This window comes from Corallincola luteus (assembly GCF_004336975.1).
Classification (GTDB): Bacteria; Pseudomonadota; Gammaproteobacteria; order Enterobacterales; family Neiellaceae; genus Corallincola; species Corallincola holothuriorum.
The window spans coordinates 42,355-61,709 of record NZ_SJXE01000003.1 but is presented as its reverse complement, the minus strand read 5'-3'; the positions used below and the strand labels follow the sequence as shown (position 1 = coordinate 61,709).

14 protein-coding genes are annotated in these 19,355 nt (G+C 51.1%); 1 reads left to right on the top strand and 13 read right to left on the bottom strand.

The features are described 5' to 3' along the window. Positions 1-112: 112 nt before the first annotated feature. From tldD to EZV61_RS08290, 8 genes are read right to left on the bottom strand one after another with little or no spacing between them, the layout of a single operon-like run. A complete protein-coding gene (gene tldD, locus EZV61_RS08325) occupies positions 113-1,561 on the bottom strand; it encodes a metalloprotease TldD (protein WP_114338129.1) in 1,449 nt (482 codons plus the stop codon). Further along, complete coding sequence (locus EZV61_RS08320) at positions 1,561-2,388, bottom strand: carbon-nitrogen hydrolase family protein (protein WP_205695354.1); 828 nt, start codon at positions 2,386-2,388, stop codon at positions 1,561-1,563. Before EZV61_RS08320 ends, tldD begins: the two co-directional genes overlap by 1 nt. Further along, complete coding sequence (locus tag EZV61_RS08315; RefSeq protein WP_131414982.1) at positions 2,385-6,473, bottom strand: YhdP family protein; 4,089 nt, start codon at positions 6,471-6,473, stop codon at positions 2,385-2,387. The genes EZV61_RS08320 and EZV61_RS08315 overlap by 4 nt, the downstream gene beginning before the upstream one ends. Further along, positions 6,474-7,949: a ribonuclease G gene (gene rng / locus EZV61_RS08310; protein WP_114338127.1), complete on the bottom strand. Its 1,476-nt coding sequence runs from the start codon at positions 7,947-7,949 to the stop codon at positions 6,474-6,476. It lies immediately after the preceding gene. Then, complete coding sequence (locus tag EZV61_RS08305; RefSeq protein ID WP_130567137.1) at positions 7,927-8,553, bottom strand: Maf family protein; 627 nt, start codon at positions 8,551-8,553, stop codon at positions 7,927-7,929. Before EZV61_RS08305 ends, rng begins: the two co-directional genes overlap by 23 nt. Before the next feature lie 11 nt (positions 8,554-8,564). Then, on the bottom strand, positions 8,565-9,053 hold the full coding sequence (gene mreD / locus EZV61_RS08300; protein ID WP_131414980.1) for a rod shape-determining protein MreD: 489 nt from the start codon (positions 9,051-9,053) through the stop codon (positions 8,565-8,567). Then, positions 9,050-9,904 (bottom strand): rod shape-determining protein MreC, encoded by an 855-nt coding sequence (gene mreC, locus EZV61_RS08295; RefSeq protein ID WP_131414978.1) that lies wholly within the window; start codon positions 9,902-9,904, stop codon positions 9,050-9,052. Before mreC ends, mreD begins: the two co-directional genes overlap by 4 nt. 60 nt (positions 9,905-9,964) lie before the next feature. Further along, a complete protein-coding gene (locus EZV61_RS08290; protein ID WP_114338124.1) occupies positions 9,965-11,008 on the bottom strand; it encodes a rod shape-determining protein in 1,044 nt (347 codons plus the stop codon). A gap of 216 nt (positions 11,009-11,224) precedes the next feature. Between EZV61_RS08290 and EZV61_RS08285 the strand changes: the two genes are divergently transcribed. Beyond that, the gene (locus EZV61_RS08285) at positions 11,225-11,701 is read left to right on the top strand and encodes a YbaK/EbsC family protein (RefSeq protein WP_165419363.1); all 477 of its coding nucleotides are present in this window, start codon (positions 11,225-11,227) and stop codon (positions 11,699-11,701) included. Positions 11,702-11,747: 46 nt separating this feature from the next. Here the strand turns inward: EZV61_RS08285 and EZV61_RS08280 are convergent, their stop codons facing one another. Genes EZV61_RS08280 through EZV61_RS08260 form a run of 5 tightly spaced genes read right to left on the bottom strand, consistent with a single transcriptional unit; the run spans position 11,748 to position 19,241 of the window. Beyond that, on the bottom strand, positions 11,748-16,784 hold the full coding sequence (locus EZV61_RS08280; protein ID WP_131414976.1) for a DUF6701 domain-containing protein: 5,037 nt from the start codon (positions 16,782-16,784) through the stop codon (positions 11,748-11,750). Then, positions 16,781-17,281: a hypothetical protein gene (locus EZV61_RS08275; RefSeq protein ID WP_130567142.1), complete on the bottom strand. Its 501-nt coding sequence runs from the start codon at positions 17,279-17,281 to the stop codon at positions 16,781-16,783. Before EZV61_RS08275 ends, EZV61_RS08280 begins: the two co-directional genes overlap by 4 nt. Next, positions 17,271-18,113, bottom strand: a complete 843-nt coding sequence (locus EZV61_RS08270; protein ID WP_131414973.1) for a PulJ/GspJ family protein — start codon at positions 18,111-18,113, stop codon at positions 17,271-17,273. Before EZV61_RS08270 ends, EZV61_RS08275 begins: the two co-directional genes overlap by 11 nt. After that, the gene (locus EZV61_RS08265) at positions 18,113-18,742 is read right to left on the bottom strand and encodes a type IV pilus modification PilV family protein (RefSeq protein WP_131414971.1); all 630 of its coding nucleotides are present in this window, start codon (positions 18,740-18,742) and stop codon (positions 18,113-18,115) included. Before EZV61_RS08265 ends, EZV61_RS08270 begins: the two co-directional genes overlap by 1 nt. Then, positions 18,732-19,241 carry a pilus assembly FimT family protein gene (locus EZV61_RS08260; RefSeq protein WP_165569557.1) on the bottom strand — a complete coding sequence of 170 codons (510 nt, stop codon included), beginning with the start codon at positions 19,239-19,241 and terminating at the stop codon, positions 18,732-18,734. The genes EZV61_RS08265 and EZV61_RS08260 overlap by 11 nt, the downstream gene beginning before the upstream one ends. Positions 19,242-19,355 lie beyond the last annotated feature (114 nt).

The following is a 19,355-nucleotide window of genomic DNA, read 5'->3' as shown; positions in this document are numbered from 1 at the left end:
GCGATAATCACAATAAAGCCCAGCAAATGCTGGGCTTTATGTTTAACGAGATAGCATCGATTGATGTCTTGCAATCGAATCTAACGATTCCTGTTCACTTAGCATCTGGTCACTAAGCTGTTCCGCCGACGGTCAGCTGATCCAGCTTAATAGTTGGCTGCCCGACGCCGACGGGAACACTTTGACCATCCTTACCGCAAACACCGACCCCTTTATCCAACGCCAAATCGTTTCCAACCATAGAGATCTGCTGCATCGCCTCTGCACCGACGCCTATTAATGTGGCACCTTTAATTGGCTTAGTCACTTGGCCGTTTTCGATCAAGTAGGCTTCGGACGCAGAAAACACAAAACGACCGGAAGTAATATCTACCTGACCACCGCCAAAGTTGGGGGCATAGATGCCACTCTCAACCGACGCGATAATCGCTTCCGGCGTATGCTCTCCCGGCAACATATAGGTATTTGTCATTCGCGGCATCGGCAGATGAGCATAAGATTCCCGGCGACCATTCCCGGTAGGCTGCTCACCCATTAAACGGGCATTGAGCTTATCTTGCATATAGCCTTTGAGCACACCCTCTTCAATCAAAGTGGTGTACTGTCCCGGTGTACCTTCATCATCAATAGATAATGAGCCCCGACGTCCTGCCATGGTGCCATCATCAACAACGGTGCATAGCGGACTGGCGACTAACTCGCCCACCTTACCAGCAAACGCTGAGGTACCTTTACGATTAAAGTCACCTTCCAGACCGTGCCCCACCGCTTCATGCAATAACACGCCGGGCCAGCCGGCACCGAGAACCACGGGCATGGTTCCCGCTGGCGCATCAATGGCAGCTAAATTCACAGTCGCTTGCCTTACCGCTTCTCTGGCATAGCCTAAGGCGACTTTCACAGCGTTGTCGGAGGCTAAGAACATCTCATAGCTACCCCGGCCACCACCGCCCGCAGAGCCTCGCTCACGCCGCCCATCCTGTTCAGCCAGAACGGTACAATTAAGTCTAACTAAAGGGCGGTAATCTGCGGCCAAAGTGCCGTCAGAGGCCGCCACCAACACCTGTTCATAAACCCCGGAAATAGACGCAATCACCTGCTTGACCCGCGGGTCCATGCGTCGAGCTTCCGCTTCCATCTCATGCAGTAAAGCGATTTTGGTTTGTTCATCCCAGCTATTAAGCGGGTCTTCGGCAGGGTAAAGCGGAGCCGCTGCCATCGCTTTAAGGGCAACACAGGGCTCTGCATGACTCGCGCTACGGGCGATGCCGCGTGCTGCAGTTGCTGCGGTTCGGATCGCTGAAGGGGTGATCTCATCGGCATAGGCGAAGCCGGTTTTCTCCCCTTGCACCGCTCGGACACCGACGCCACGTTCAATATTAAAGCTGCCCTCTTTAACAATGCCATCTTCTAACATCCAAGACTCATGGCGACTGGACTGAAAATAGAGATCGGAAAAATCCAGCGGTTGCTGATGAAGAAATGCGAGCGTTTCTTCCAATGTGGCGATGGTGATACCTGTCGGCTCAAGCAGATGTTGCTGCGCCAATGCAATAGACATTAAGACTCCTTACCCCAATGACAATGAAAGCGGGCATGTTGCGATACCGGCATGTTACTACGGATACGTGCCATTTTCTCACTATCCATGGCTACACTGATCACCCCTTCCCCTTTCTCCAGCTCGGCTACCACCTTGCCCCAGGGATCGACAATCATGCTGTGACCAAATGTCTCGCGCCCATCCGCATGCACGCCACCTTGATCGGCGGCCACCAGGTAGCATTGGTTTTCAATAGCTCGAGCTCGGATTAACGTATGCCAATGCGCCTCTCCTGTGACCTGCGTAAATGCCGCAGGTAACGAGATAACATCTGCGCCTTGCTGCCGCATCCAACGGAACTGTTCAGGAAAACGGAGATCGTAACAAACAGCCATCCCCAAATTGCCGAGAGGGGTTGGCACGATCGTCGGTGTGGCACCATGAAGATATTGATCTGACTCGCGATAACGGCCAGTAGCATCATCCACATCGACATCAAACAAGTGGATCTTATCGTATTGGGCAATGGTTTCTCCGGCTGGAGAAAACAGCAAACTGCTGGCTGTCACTTGATCATCAGCGCGCAAAGGAAAGCTGCCTGCGACTAGCCAAAGCTGAAACTGCTTAGCTAACGCCGCCAATTGACGCTGAATGGGACCATCGTTAGGTGACTCAGCAATGGTTTGCAGAGCCTGTGGATCTCCGCCAAAGCAAAGCACGTTTTCTGGCAACACCACCAACTGGGGGCGATGTTCCGGCAGCTTACTTAGCAATACGACTAGGCGAGCAAAATTATCTGCCGGTATCGGGCCACTGACCATTTGTACCGCGCTCAACCAGCTCATGCGGCCTCAGCCAATTTAGAGTCAGAAAGCTTACCCGTGGCATCAACGCTGCCTCCGTCAGCATCCTTTATCTCCTCAGGCTTCTGCTTCTTCAGCTCTTTCATCTTCACGTCTTTACTCTTGCGATCCAATTCATAGACTTTCGGCTCAGACATGGTGCCTTCAATTTTCATATTGACCTGATAGACCACTTCAACCACAGGGTCGATCACCTGAGTTAGCGCCAATACCGCCAATCCAGTGACAGGGGTAATAGCAAACGCGGTCAATACTGGCAGGCTCGCGGTGAGTTTGGGATAAAACACCACGTCATAGTCCAGCTCTTCTGTCACCAGTGAGGTGTGGCCAGCAATGGTCATGGTGCCTGATGCGCCTACCATCTTCAGATCTTTCGTAGACACAACACCACTCTCAATATCGTAATTGCCTTTAAAGCTATTGAAAGTGAGGCCCTTATCAAACATATCGCTAAAATCCAGGCGCAAACGCCGAAGCAGCGTATCCAGGCTAAGCATGCTGATGATACCAACACCGCCACCGCCCGCATCAACAATGTAACCATCCTTCATATTGGTCGACATGGTGCCGTTGAAGTTCTTATGGGTATACTGTTCGGGAAAGCCCAACCAAGAAAAGTCAAAAGAGCTATCCATCGTGGCATCTCGGATCAGTGATGGCAAACCAACAAAATCAGCGGTTTCGCCAGTGTCCTTACTCACAAAAGTGCCCTTAATCTGAGTGACAATCTGCCCCTCTCTATTTTCGCGCCAGCCACCTTGCATCCGGAGTTTGCCATCTTTGGCATCAACATTTAACGCTTCCAGCGACATCCCCTTTGCCCCGTCATGCCAAGGTTGTAGCTCAAAGACGACTTGCCCTAAGGTGTATTTGTCATAAACACATCGCTTACATTTTAACGAGATAGCTGGCAGCTTTCGGCTCTCTGTTGCCGCAAGTTCATCAAGCAAAGCCCCTTCTGCGTGTTCACTATCAACAGACGATGCCCCTGCTCCCGAATCATGGTCAGCGCCAGTCCCCTCCGTATGACTTTTTAATACAACACTCTCATCAGCACCATCCGCGGGGATCTCATCAGGCGGCTCTGCAACACTATCCGTATCACCCTTATCGCTGCTATCTGTCGCCTCAAATTGGCGATCAAGCATTAATGTTAGATATTCAGCATTAATCACCGCTGAGTCATTGGCGTAGGTAAAATCCAGTTCCGCCTGATCTCCACTGACCTGACCACTCAACACACCACTATTGGCAGTCACATCCAGATTAAACTGTTCAAACGCTAAACCAGACACCGTCAGTCGTCCAATATCAGCGCGTAACTTCCTAAACTCAACACGGTTAACGTTTTCTGGTGCAGACAGGGACACCCCATCCACTTTATCAGGGTGTAGCACGGACAGTTGGTCGAGCCAGGGGGACAGATCGAACTCAGGTAATTTTACGCCAATTTGTACATCACCATTTTTGGATGGCGGTAAGTCAGTATTGCCAATTGCCACACTGACGGAATCCAGTAATAGATCATCACCATCGTCGGTCATTATCACCCGACTCCTATACCGCTCAGGAACTTCCGTATCGATACGCAAGGTCTGACCGTCATGGTTCAACCGCACCATCATCGGCCAAGAGGCTTCAGCAGGCTTATCAAAAGGCGCAGGTAAATCAACGCTCACCCCCTTTAGCCCGCTACTCACCGTAATATCGGTGAGGATTCTCTCGCCTATCGACCGGACAGCAACAGCCCCCTGCCAATCCGCCGAACCCTGTGCCAATGCCAAACGCGGATCATCCCATAGGGCACCAAGCGCAGACACGGGCCAGTGACCATCAACCGAGGCATCAATACGATAGTCATCATTACCCGTTTCACGACCATCCAGATCAAAACGCACCGGCTCACCGTACAAGGTGGCGGTCGAGCTTCGCATCTGTATCGTGCTATCAACAAATGACAAACTGCCATTAACCTGCTGCAAGGTCATTCCTGCCGCGGCGATTGTCACCTCATTATTTTTGAAGAACACTTCACCTTTGGCTACTACAGGATCTTCTTCGTACAGCGGGATGGTTAAATCAAGTTTCGCTGTAACTCCGCCCTTAACCGGCAGATCTTCAAGCACTTGCCCCACCGGATCTTGGAATGGCGATGCGTTCATTAACGCGGTAGCTTTGGGTCCATCACTGCGTGCCGATGCCTGAATAAAAAGCACAGACTTGTCTTGAAACTCCGGAATATCCGCTTGCAATGACAGCAGTTCAGTGCCCATCAAATCACCTCCAGAAGAGGTGATTTTAAGGCCATCATTCTCAAACATTAGCCGCAGATCAACCGGGTCTAACGCTGGCCATTCAGGGTCAAATTTAAATCTGGCTTTATCCAAGTTGAGGTGGGCTTGAAAGATGCCTTTATTATTACTGTAGGGGAATTCAGCAAAGCTACCATGCCAAAGCAAACCGCCCTGCTGGCTATTCCCGCCCTGTAAGGCATCAGTTAGATAAGCCACCAACTCCTCGTCCATCACCGGCAGCGGGTAATAACGGTAAGCCGACGCAGCATCATTCAACGAGGTATCCGCGTACAAAGATAAAGAGGTTTGTTCGGCAATATCTAAATGAAAACCAGCCGTCACCCCCAAGTCAGGTGTTGTCAGCGCGACACGATCGGAGAACAGTTGAAAATGCCCCGGCTGCTGCAACCAATAAAGCACGCCGCCCATCTGCTCAATCACTAGCGGTTCAGCGAACACCTCGCCGACATCAACGGCTAACTGCCGCCCTTGCAAACTCAGGTGACCACTTCCAGGGTTAATAACCAATCGACCATCGACGCCCTTCACCCCCGGTATGCCCTGCCAATGATTCCAACCCAGCCCCGACACATCGGCCGACAGATGTAAGCTCTGTTGACTCACATCCACATACATATTGAAGCGTTTCAGGATCCCCTCCGGCTTCAACCCCCTCAGCGGATCTTCAACCTCGGGTGGCAACACCGGCGCCAAGGTCAACAGGGGAAGTAAGCGACTGATATCCAGCTCTTTAACACTCACTGCCATTTTATCATTGTGGTATTTCCCGGCCACTTCGTAGTCTTTCCAGGTCTTACCATCGGTGGCAAATTGAGTACCACTGGAAGCGAACTGCCAGCCGCCTTCCGCTAATGGCAGCCATTTCGCACTGCCACCATTCAGAGTCAAACTGTGGCTCTCTCCACCTAGATCCCAGTTCAGGTGGTTTTCACCAAAATCAACCCAAACTCCGACAAGGCGATCCCAGGCAAAATCGACCCATACTTCAGCGCTTATTTCGTTTGATGTCACCTGATAAAAATCACCCAGCACCCTGTTCAGATAGCGGGTAAAATTGACCCCTTGAGCATCAATATAGAGTTCCCCCTGCAATGAATCAGGGTTACCCAATTCTCCAGCCACATTCAACACAAAATTAGCCGTTTCCTGAGACTGTGACTCTAAAACGATTTCACCCTGGCCCTGGTGTTTACCGTTGCGGTTTAACCAGCTCACCCGATTAATCTCGATTTTACGCCAGTGGTCATCCGCCTGACGTAACAAAAGCTCAGAATTGGTCAGTTCCACTTTCGATAAGTGCACCAGAAAAAATGTCGCTAATGTATGCCTGACATCGAGATCCATCTGATTATTAGCAGCTGACTTTGAAGGGTCGACAGTAAAACGCACGCCATCCAAGGTGAGATCTTTAAAGCGCAACTCGCGGTGATAGAGGGTACGCCAAAAATCCAGCTCGACGCGCGCTTCGGCCACTGACAACTGCAAGCTAGAGTCATCGACATCCAGCAGAGTTAAGCCTTGCAGAGAGAGGGATGGGCCTAACTTTTCCCAGCGCGCACTCAGGCTATCAATGGCAAGGTGAACATCGTACTCGTGCGCCATCCACTGCACGATCTCGTCACGGTAATCGTCGAGGTATGGCAACAACGCCCGCGCACCACTAACCGCCATGGCCGCTAGCACCAAAAATATGGCGACAATCAGCCAAGCCTTTTTCAACCAATAAAGTGGGGATATGAACCGTTTAGTCACTTACATCATCACCACATCAAACTGCTCTTGAGCATAAAGTGCTTCTTGCTGCACTGACACCTCTTTGCCAATAAACACCTTTAGTTCCGCAAGGTTATGAGACTCATCACCTTCACCTTCCAACGCTTCAGCCACACTCGGTGAAGCATAGACCACGAAGCGATCGGCTTGGTAAGCCTTATTCACTCGCAGGATCTCACGCAAAATTTCATAGCAAACTGTTTCCACGCTCTTCACCGATGCCCGCCCCTGACATTCGGGGCATTCAGCGCACAACACATGCTCAAGGCTTTCCCGCGTGCGCTTACGCGTCATCTCCACCAAACCTAACGACGAAAAGCTACTAACACTAAAGCGGGCTTTATCTCTGGCTAACGCCAACTCCAAGCTATGCAGTACCCGGCGCTGATGGTCTTCATCCACCATGTCGATGAAATCAATAATAATAATACCGCCGAGGTTGCGTAATCTAAGCTGGCGGGCTATCGCCTGCGTCGCTTCCAAGTTGGTATTAAAGATAGTCTCTTCGAGATTTCGATGACCGACAAAAGCACCGGTATTGATGTCGATAGTCGTCATCGCTTCGGTCTGGTCGATAATCAGGTAACCCCCAGACTTAAGTTCAACTTTTCGATCCAATGCCCGTTGGATCTCATTTTCAACATCAAACAGGTCGAAAATAGGTCGATCACCGGCATGGTATTCAACGGTATCAGTAAGTTCAGGGACAAACTCTTGCAGAAACAGTTTTAATCTTTGGTAGGTTTGACGGGAATCGATACGCAAGCGGTCGATGCCGGTGCCAACATAATCTCGCAGAATACGAAACGCCAGCGGCAGATCTTCATATAAAACACTACAGGGCTGACACTCAGTGCGGCGCTGTTGAGTTTTTTGCCACAGTAGGCGTAGGAACTTGGCGTCTTGCTCGAACTCTTGGTCGCCGACACCCTCAGCAGCCGTACGAACAATAAAGCCACCCAGTTCATCAATATGTTTACTCGCTAGATCTTTCAGTCGAGTTTTCTCATCCTCACTCTCGATGCGTTGCGAGACACCCACATGGCTTTGCCCTGGCATAAAAACCAGATAACGAGAAGGTAGGGTGATATCCGTAGTCAAGCGCGCCCCTTTAGTGCCCAAGGGATCTTTTACTACTTGCACCATAATGTCCTGACCTTGGCGCACTAGCTCGGCAATATTGCCCGCTTGAAAATGCTCCTGTTCAACGTCAGCGACACATTCAGTATGGGGAACGATATCTGAAGCATGGAGAAAAGCGGCTTTATCTAAACCGATATCGACAAACGCTGCCTGCATTCCCGGCAGCACCCGACTCACCTTGCCTTGATATATATTGCCGACGATACCGCGCTTGGCACGTCGCTCAATATGTACCTCTTGCAAGATACCATTTTCAACCAGCGCAACCCGTGTTTCACTGGGTGTCACGTTAATCAATAATTCCACGTTCACCCAATTCTCCTGAATATTGTTTCACCAACGTCTGTTGAGCCTGCTGCAACAAATGCTCTGTCTCAACCAAAGGCAACCCGACCACAGCACTGTAACTGCCATTAATCCGCTCGACAAAGCGGCCACCCAAGCCCTGAATACCATACGCACCGGCTTTATCAGCAGGCTCTCCGGTTGCCCAATACTCGGTGATATCAGCGTTCGATAATGGCCGAAACCAGACTTGGGTTTCCACACATTGACTAAATACTTTATCCGTAAATGCCACCGAAATAGCGGTCATCACCTGATGTTCCTGACCTGATAATAGACCGAGCATGGTAAATGCATCTTGATCATTCTCCGGTTTCCCAAGGATCTCCCCTCGCGCAACCACGATGGTGTCGGCCGCCAGAACCAATGTATGGGGATGCAACGCCGATACCGTCAGCGCTTTTTCCTGCGCCAGACGCGTCACATGCGCTCGGGGTTGCTCACCAACATGAGGGGTTTCATCGATATCGGCAGGTATGACAGCAAAAGAGGGCCATAGTTGGGATAATAACTCTTTCCGCCGTGGCGAAGCGGATGCCAGAGTGAGCGGAACGGTCAGATGCAGCGCCATAGTGCCCTCCGTTAACGGACTTTAAAACGCCGTCTGGTTTTTCTCAACAATAGAAATATCCACGGCCAAAGCACCATGCTACTGAACACCGGATACAAGATCCCAGAGGTCAGAGCCACGTCATCAAACAGATACGCCGCCCAGAAACGAAGCAACTGGTGCAATAAGCAGATGACGCCGACCAGCAAAGATTGCTGCCAGATTGAAAAATTTCTAAATCTTTGGAAATTCAAAGCAAAAACATAACAAGCCAAGCTAAAGCTCAGGGCATGTACACCCAGCGGTGCCCCGAGTAAGACATCTTGCAGCAAGCCCAGCACCCAGGCATGGCCAACATTCACGCGATGGGGCAATGCCAAGGTCCAATACAACAACACCAGCAACACCCAGGTAGGGCGCCAAGCAGACACCACACTAGGCAACGGCATAATGGTCAGCACTAACGCTAAAACCAAAGAGAAATAGATTGTAATTCGACCATTGGGCAGTTGTAGGCTCATTCTGCCGCCCCCTTAGTCCAAGGTTGGTCATCAGCATCAGGCCAAAGCAGTAGCAGGTAACGGAGGCGATCTAGCTCAGCAATTGGGCGCGCTGTCACCAGGGCAAATGGAAAGCTTTCATCGCTCTCAACACTGGTCACCTTAGCAACAGGATAGCCCTCAGGAAAACGCCCCCCCAAACCAGATGAGATCAGTAAATCACCTATCCGCACATCTGTGCTATGCGCCACATATTGCAGAGCTAATTTGTCGACTTCACCGGTGCCGTTAAGGACGGCGCGGACATCATTGCGGTGAACCCTGACAGGGATCGAATGCAAGCTATCACCGATTAAGATCACACGACTGGTGGTCGAGCCAACATCTTCTATCTGACCCACAACACCTTGATGATCAAGTACCGGTTGCCCGACATAAACACCATCAAAGCTGCCCTTATCGATCACCACTTGCAGACTGTATCTATCGCTATTGACGGCAAACACCTCCGCAACCATCTTTCTTACGGTTGAGCGCTTGGATGACCCCAACAATGCGCGTAAGCGTTCGTTTTCCTGCTTCAACTGGGCAAACTGTTGCAACTGACCACTGTCCAGCAAAGCTTGTTCACGGAGGGCTTGGTTTTCAGCGATTAACTGTCGACGCGACTTTACATGGTCGATCGCCCAGTCCAAGGCACCTTGCGGCGCATTAGCCAGATACTGCAACGGGCTGACCAAGGTACTCAAATAGAACTTGAATTGACCCACCTGCGGCAAAGAACGATCAGCGATCATTAGCGCAAGCGAAAGGCAGACAGCAATCACCAAACGCAATTGCAGTGATGGTCCGCTACCAAAAATCGGTTTCATTAAAGCAGCCAACTCCGAGATGAAGTTGGCTTATCTGATAATGGTTCAAGTGACAGGTGATCACTCATAAGTGAACAGATCACCGCCATGAACATCAATCATCTCTAACGCTTTACCACCGCCACGAGCAACACAGGTCAGCGGATCATCAGCAACAACGACAGGGATCCCTGTCTCTTCCATCAACAGACGGTCGATATCTTTTAACAAAGCGCCACCACCGGTCATCATCATGCCGCGCTCCGAAATATCAGAAGCAAGCTCTGGTGGCGATTGCTCCAAGGCCACCATCACGGCACTGACTATGCCGGTCAATGGCTCTTGCAGTGCTTCAAGGATCTCATTGGAGTTGAGAGTAAAGCTGCGGGGAACCCCTTCAGCCAGGTTACGTCCACGGACTTCAATCTCCCGTAGCTCTTCACCTGGGTAAGCTGAGCCAATCTCATGCTTAATCCGTTCAGCGGTAGCTTCACCAATTAAGCTACCGTAATTTCGACGAACATAGTTGATGATCGCTTCATCAAACTTGTCACCGCCGATACGTACGGAAGAGGAGTAAACCACACCGTTCAAGGAGATGATCGCCACTTCCGTGGTACCACCACCAATATCTACCACCATCGAACCGCGGGCTTCAGACACCTGCATGCCAGCACCAATCGCGGCGGCCATCGGCTCTTCAATCAGGAACACTTCCCGACTACCGGCACCCATGGCTGACTCACGGATCGCACGCTTCTCAACTTGCGTCGCGCCACAAGGGACACAAACCAGTACCCGTGGGCTTGGGCGTAGCAAGTTGTTCTGGTGAACTTGCTTGATAAAGTGCTGCAGCATTTTCTCAGTGACATAAAAGTCAGCGATCACACCATCTTTCATCGGCCGGATCGCGCGAATGTTGCCGGGAGTTCTTCCCAGCATCTGCTTAGCTGCATGACCTACAGCAGCGACACTTTTTGGCCCACCAGCACGTTCCTGGCGAATCGCCACGACGGAAGGCTCGTTCAAAACAATGCCTTCATCGCGCACATAAATAAGAGTGTTGGCTGTCCCCAAATCAATGGAGAGATCATTTGAAAACAGGCCGCGGAGTTTCTTGAACATAGAGAGCGCCTACTGGGATGCTTAATTTGAGGGTTCCGGTTAACCGCGTAACTTTACCAATGCCCCTTGTTTTCAGCAAGCTGGCGAGTGTGATAGCTTTCAAGTAATGACTGGCTAACACGCGTTTTTGGCTATTTACGAGCAATTTTCACCCAATATATGGGCGCAGAGCGGTTGCAAGTTACGACCACAAGCAGCGCAAGAGGTTTCATTAAGTTGAGCAAAAGCCTGAATCAGCAGATCAAACAGCTACTGCAACAACGAAATATTAGCTTTCAACAGTGGCAACACAGTGACGCTGTAGACTGTTATCAAAGTGCTGCATTGCGAGGCACGCCACTGCATCTTGGTGGTAAATCTTTGCTGTTTAAGAGTCGCCGTGGTTTCAGCATGTTTGTCATCTCGGCGGCCTATCGAATCAACTCCAATCGCGTACGCAAGATATTGCAACAACAGAAAGTGCGCTTCGCTAACGAACAAGAGCTAAAAGAGCTCGCAGGGGTCAGTAAGGGCGCACTCCCTCCCTTTGGCGGCCGCTTTATCGATTGCGAACTGTTTATCGACGAAACCATCTATGCCAACCAGGAGATAGTCTTTACCTGCGGCTCTCTGACAGAGTCGATCAGCATGCAAGTAAGCGATTACCTAGCGCTGGTTGAAGGAACACGGGTGGACTGCTGCCACCCGCTTTAAGAGTAACCAGCGCTAACAACGAGCCAGCAAGATAAGACTGATGGTGTTAGTTAGCACCGGTCTCGCGCCAATAGATCACCCGTTCATTACCACGATAGCGGCCAAAGAAGCCCTCAGCTACAGGCGGATTGTCAACACCAAGACCGTTACAACTGGTCAAGTCATTGGCGCAATCCCATTCAAACTGAAAAAACGGTAACGCATTTAAATTAAAGCGGATTTCAGCGCGTCCGGTGTTACCCTCGCCCGGCGCCGATAGCGTAAATTGCAGCTGACCTTGCCGAATAGGCTCAGCGTAGCCGGCATTGGTCGTGCCAGAGCCATCCAACAGAGCGATATTGTCCAAGGCTCCCGCCGGTTCACTATTCATAGTGACATACGCTGTGTCTATGATGGTGCAGCTGTCGTCAATTTCTGTAATGAAACTACTGCCATCATAAGTCTCGACGCTGATCAGGATCGGCAAAGCCAACAGCTCAGAGCCATAATTACTTGCGGTCACCAAACGGCCAAAGCGCAGATCTAAGGTGCCACCAATACGGCGACTGCTGCACTCTCCGGACGTTATATCGCTATCATCAGTGCAATCACCGGGGGAGTCGGCATCCTCATCCAAGGTATCGAAATTCACCCCATCCATCTCAGCCGTGACAACTAGGCTCAGTTGTAACAAAGGAAACGGCCCATCAATGGCGCCAGTCAGCGCCTTTTCCAAACTCGCTGTATTACTGGTGAAGGTATACACACCCTCCTTCCAGGAGTCAGCTCGATCCGCCGCGATCACATTGACCAATCTGCCACCGAGATCAACACCATCACTGCTGTCTTCAGCCGCCAGGCCTAATGTACCGGTATCATAACTCAGCGTAGGATAATCATAATTTTTGGTCAGAGTGCCATTGGCACTGACAGCCTCCACCTGATACTCAACCGTGAGCGCTTCATCCCCCATATAACTAAAGCCAGCGACGCACAGCGGATTACTGCTGTTGCCATCGGTCGTTAAATCCGAAGTTAATACAAAATGGTCAGGGTAAAAACGCCCAATTACCGGCTGTGTCGAGGCCGGTATGGTTAAACTGTTGCCTGTCACCTGCCAATCGCCGCTATCAATTCCTATCTGGATACTGCCCACCTCTGAAAAATAGAGCGAAGATATAGTCGCAATCCCTTTATCAAAGACAGTTTCGGGCAGCGCTAGCGAAGCCCCCGGGGGCGCCCAAAGCGGTAGTGGTACAATCGGGGCAATCAGGCCTTCACCATCAACATATCGAAGTATGCCGTCTTTAGCGTTCGAATTAGATGGAGTATCACGCAACCGTGTTAACGCCAAACCAACCCGATAAGATGACGTCACCGTCGCGCCATCAACCGCCAGCGCCTGTATCACCATATCAAACGGTGCATCAGCAGCGACAAAGCCATCACCACTGTCAGCTGTTCCGCTAGGATTTAACGCCGTGATATCGCCACTTCTATATATTTTATCGATCCGTAAGCTTTGCGGACTAAACAGTATCTCGCTGCTACCCTGCAGGATCTCATCGCCTGTATCCGCGGGTGGATCCCCCGTGTCATAAAGGTCTTTCGCATGCAGCGAGATCTTCCCGGCATCCCAATAAGTAACGTTGCTTAGGGTCGCAACACCCAGAGCAAATTCCGCCGCGATAGAGACAGCATTAGCCTCGCCAACGCCCAAGGCCACACCATCAATCTCTGCCAACAAGCCTGCCGCCGGATCAGGGTCAACATAGCCCTGCCACATCTCCAGCGATTTCGCCCCTTCAAAATCAATTAGCGGTTCACAACCGGACTGACTGGGGTCATCACCGACAGCAGTCAACACCAAGTTAAAAGGTTGCCCGGCCAACTGATTTGGGATAGCAAAGCTAGGGTCATGCCAGGGGGTGATTTCGGCAAAAAAACCTTTGGCGCGAAAGGTGACAGCGGCGCTGTTGCTGGACAGTCCATCGCTCACGGTAATAGTCACCGTTTCCGGTACGACATTATCAAGCCCAAGCACAATTTCACCGCCATCACTGGCGTTAAAGCTATAGCGGATGTCACCGTTGCCTAGATCCTGCAGTACGCCATTCGCATCGACCGCCGACCAGATACCGTTGTCGGTATCGGTATTGATTTGAATGTCACCTAAATACCCCCCCACCAACACGCCGTTTTGCTCTACCCGAATGCCTATCTCCTGCACCCGGCAGGTCAATGCATCCGGCGAAGCGGTAATAATGAAGTCATAGATGGGATCCGTATTTGAGCGATACGTCAGCGCGATATATCCCACATCCTCAGGTAGGTGAGCACGGTCGCGGTCATTGGCCTGATCTTCATCGGTGACAAAACTTGCTGCCTGACGGAAGTTCTGACAGCGGCGCAGCCAGCCACCATCGCTGCCGTCTCGAGAATTTTTATTCGCCACCAGTACCGGCGGATCAATATAGTCGTTGATATGGGAGTTTAAGTATTCACACTGCTGATCCAGATCTCGCGTGCGGCCATTGTTGCCATGGGTACGTCCACGGCCAAACTCATAAAGAATGGTTTCACTGTTACTTTGAAAACTGCCACTCCCTGTACCCGCTAAGTAAGCGATAGTTTCGGGTGATGTCGGCCGTCCTTGGGCATTGGTACGTCCCGGTACTTCCGACATCTCTATCGCCAATTGCGCCCCGCTGCCAGTGACATTGCGGATCACTGTCGTCTTCCATAAATCAGGATTATTATTGCTCTGGATTTGACCAAGCACAGCCGGCGTTGTCGCAAACACAGCGTCAAAGCTAAGCGCTTCCCAACCGCCTCTTCCTGTACCGCTGTCGGTCGTTTTACCCTGATATTTTTGCGTCTCTATCGTTCCCGCTTCAAACTCACCACCGCCCGGCATCTGTACCCGCCCCGGCAAAGTGACAAAATAATCCACATCAACCATCGGCTTCTGACCCGGTTGATTGGTATAACGATTAGGCGCTTCCAGTTGCACGATATCAAAACCGGTAGAAGTCACATTGCGCACAGCGACAGACGCAGGGCCATCCTGCAAAGCATCGGGGTAAACAATGGTCGGCATCACGAACACCAGTGGAGTAATGCCAAGGTAATCATTGCTAAACGTCACCGAGCCCGACCCGTTGTTCATCTCGGTTCGGCCCCATTCATAGGTTGGTGGCGGACAGCGTTCAAGCACGGCATCAGCCACAATAGAGAAACTGCTGTCACTCGGGGCTTGCCACAGCAAGCGATAGGCATTGCTGCCGGATTCCTCTTCGTGACGATACTCAATCTCATGGTAACCGGCTTCAAGACCCACACTCGCTTGATAGGTGGTGCAGTAGTTACAATCGCCATGGGCACCGTACCAGCCGGTTATCACCTCACCGTCGATTAACAGTTCTACCGCATCGTCACCATCCACAGCAAATTTATACTGACCGGTTTCCGGTACGTGGATATAGCCGATAAAACGGCTGAGAAAATAATCATCAGCGCCATGGGGGTTGCCAGAACCATCAATGGTCGCAACGACACTACGCCCTTGCTCGGTGCCCAAACGACCGTAGTTATCCACCAGGGTTTGAAACTGCGCAGCGTCTAACGGGGCTCCCGGTGGCTTATCAAAGGTATAAAAATCCAGCCCCGCGACGGGCACCGGACATTCTGGGATGATCGGCGGCTTGGTACTAAAACAGGTCGACAGGTTGTCGGTGGGTACAATAGTGAAGTTAGCACCATTAGCGATATCTGATGGCGTCTTCCAATACAGATAAAAGTACTCCTCGATCGCTAACTCCTGATGACGAAATTCGACACGATGAAAGCCCTGCTCAAGCCCAATTTGTGCAGGGAATTGCGGACTACCAGCACGGGCATGTTCACCATACCAACCCGTGATCACCTGACCATCAATCAGCACCTCGACGGCGTCATCACCATCAATAGCAAACTCGTAAATGCCATCTTCCGGCGCCTCGATATAGCCAGTAAATGTACTGATGTAATAGTCTTGTTGGCTGCTGTGGGGGTTAATATCTGTACCACCACCGTTGATCTCATCAACGATAGAGCTACCAAACAGATACGTATCATTGGCGTAGGTATTGATCAGCTGCTGGAATTCTGTGGCATCTGCCGCTGGCGTGTGCCCAACCGCTGAGCTGTCGAATGTAGACCAGGTGACTCCCGCGCCAATAGTTTCTGGGGATGGACAGGTTTGCGGAATATCAGGGAGAAGCGGCGGTTCATCGCCACAGATAGGCGAAAAATCGATACCAGTAACATCAACGCCATTAATGTCGCCATCATTCATTACCACATTTTTTCCATTGACGGCCCCATTAAGCTCACTACCGTTATTCATCACAAAATCATTGTCAGCAAAAACAGTGGCCCATATTCTTCCATCATTAAACCGTGTGGTTTGGCCCGAATAAAACAACAGTCGTTTGGGATCACCATTGTTGTTGATGCGACCATTACCACTGTTCACTTCAAAGTGGTCTTTCACCATCACTGTTGCTGTACCACTGCCGCTAAGTTCAACCCGTCCATCGTTAAGCGTAAAAATACCGTTGACCCAAAATATCCCCTCGGGGAAAGTCAACCGGGCGCTGCTGTTATTGATTTGGATCGAGCCCACTTTGTATTCACTGTGATTGGCAGAAAACTCAACGCGACCACCATTGATCTGAATAGCGCCAAACTCATTGCCATTAAAGGGAGCTTCCCCTAGGACGATCTGCTCACCGTTATTCGCTTGAATAAATTCGTTACTGCTGGAGACTTGAAAGGTAAAAGTGTCACGACCAGCGGCAGAAGTCCCTGTAATCGAACAAACGTCTGGCCCAGGAATGCTTCTACAGGAGTTATTTGGTAAAGGATCCGGCGTGCTGTTTACAAAAGGCAATTGGCCATCGATGCTGTTGTATATGCGGGAGTTGTTATACATGGTCAAACGACCATTAATGTCCCAAGATTGCGCAGGCTTGGTAAACAAGGCATCGCAAGTCACCGCCAACGAAAACGGAGAAACAAGCAGAAAGGTAAACAAAACAACCAAACGCAGCATCGACTTCATAACGATTTTGCCTCAACTTCCACTTGCCGACTCATCACCAGCGCGGTAGAGCCACCACCCACCGTACAGGTCGCAGTGCTCACCAAATAATAATAGGTCACGCCCAAGTGTTTGCGATCGCTGCACTCCACCACCACACTCGCGCAGTTTTCCAGGCCAGTTATGCCTGCCAGATTTAACGCCGTAGTGCCACTGGAGCTAAAACTATCATCAAGCAAAGGGCTGGTAGGAGTGCCGTCACAATGCTGATCAAGACCACCAGCAGGAAACAGCGTGGTTAACACCCGTTCCACGCCCGTTTGTGCCGCCTGCATCGCTCGCACCCCATACACTTCAAAGGTCACGCTCTCTGACGAGGAGCCAAGCAAGCGGATCATCCCCGCCCCCAGCACAAACAACACCACAATAATAAACAGAGCGAGCAGCAAAGCACTGCCGCGCTGACGAGATGCCACGGTTAGGTCGTTGCGCTTTGCAGAGATAGGATCAGGGTACATTCGGCACCTGCACCTCATGGTTATAAGCCAATGTTTCGGCATCATCTACCCGTGTCAGTCGCAGGCGCACAATCACCAACGCATTGCGATTTAGTGTCGCACCAGCAAAACGAAAAACAGGCTCAGCGATCAGGTTATTTGACACTTGTGTTGCCATCAGCAAACCGCCACTGGCAAAGAGCGGCTGGCTCGACTGGTAGCCATAATTCAGGTGCAGATAGACACTGCCATTGCGCACACAATAGCTCAGTGGCTGCGCCGCAAGATAGAAACGTTTACCCGGCGAATCGGCGGCAAACTGGGTCGCTGCTGCAAAGTCGATCTGTTGCAGATCTTCCTCCCCCGACACATCGCTAATCGCCGTTACCGTATGGCGTCGCCCACTATTAGCGTATACATGATCCGTTAACAGCGGATACACCAACATCTGATCACCACTGCTAAAACTGTAATTATTAATTTTAATCACCTGCGCCTGAGCAGCGGCTGTTAACACCGGTAGATCAATATAGCTGGCACTGCCCCGCAGTGGCAGCAACTCCAGACACTGTACCTGGGTGCCACTGACAGCACCGGATCTCACACGCACACTGTTGGGCACCGCACTCCGAATATCGCGAGTGATCCGCTCCAAAACAAAACGACTTTCACTAAGTAGCTGTTCACGCGCAGCGACATCAACATAGATCTCACTGCCTATCTCGATAAAGCGGGTGATCCCCGCCGACAAGATCGCCAACAACAGGATAGTGACAATCATCTCTATCAGGGTGAAACCGCGGCGCGTGCGCGGAGTTCGTGGCACTATCAACTTAGCTTGAGCAATAGCCATCAGTAGTTCCCCCGATAGCCGCTAAATGCGATCTGCTCACCCGACGGCAGGGTGACCAAAATGGTGACCCGTTTCGCCGCACGGTTATTTGCCAACCCCAAGGCCGCACCGTCGTACGCCACACTGACCTGCAAGCGGTAATTTTGATAGAAGTCAGTCAAGGGCTCACCGAGGGCATTTTCGATCTGATCTCCGCTTTGGTCGAGGCAGTGATAGTCATCGACATCGTTATAAGTGGCGCGATCGTTTCCCTCTTCTGTTGCCGCACTCATCCCCGATGCCGGACAGGTGGGGATCGTCGCAATACAAGCAACCAAAACACCTGCGGGCCCAGCTTCGTCACAGCGGTAGCTGCCAGCCGGGTTATTACTGCAATCAGTATCGGAGCGCTCATCGCCAGTGTGGCCTGAGCACTCATCAAACTTCTTCGTCAAAATTTCATTCAGCAAGGAGTGCCCAAGCTCTGAAGCACGCACCTGATGGAAAGGGTCAACACTGCGGCTGGCCTGCGGAAAAATCATGGTCAGCATAGTAACTAGCGCTACCGCCAGAACAATAATGCCGATCACCAGTTCGATGAGACTAAAGCCGTTGCTGCACGTTAGGGGCGTTCGGCCATCAACAGCCATGGATATAGCCCTCCGACTCAATACAGATGCGCAACGTCACCTCACCATTCACGGTAATTTCACAGCCACCAAAGCAAGCGGCTAGAGGACGGCCACTGCCATCAAAACGGATATCAGCAGGCAGTCCCGATGTGCGATTAAAGCCATAAACGACGCGGCCAGATTCACTGCCTAAATCAGCGCTGCGATTAGGTTCGAGTGGCGTAGAAAAATAGTCGTCGCTGTAGCCCCGGGACGAGGCACAGGGGTTCAGATTAGGAACGCCAAAACGGGTTGCTTCCAGCAGCAACTGATGGCAGGTTTCAGCTCTATCATTCATGGCATTGAGCTGAATTAGACGCAAACTCGCCAACAGGCGATCCCGGTAGGTGTATTCTTCAAAGCCGCCGCGGCCAAAAAATTTACCAGCCACCACCACCGCAATGATCCCCACAAGAATAATGGTGGTGACCAATTCAACCAAAGTGAAACCGCGGTGGGCGCGTTGAAAACTCAGCAACAGAAGGCACCTAACAAATTGAGTTACTTAACTAAGTCTTCTTAGCATAGCTGGCCTAGCGAAGGATTGACCACTGCCACAAAGGTGAGAAAAACAAGCTAAACATCGCCATGC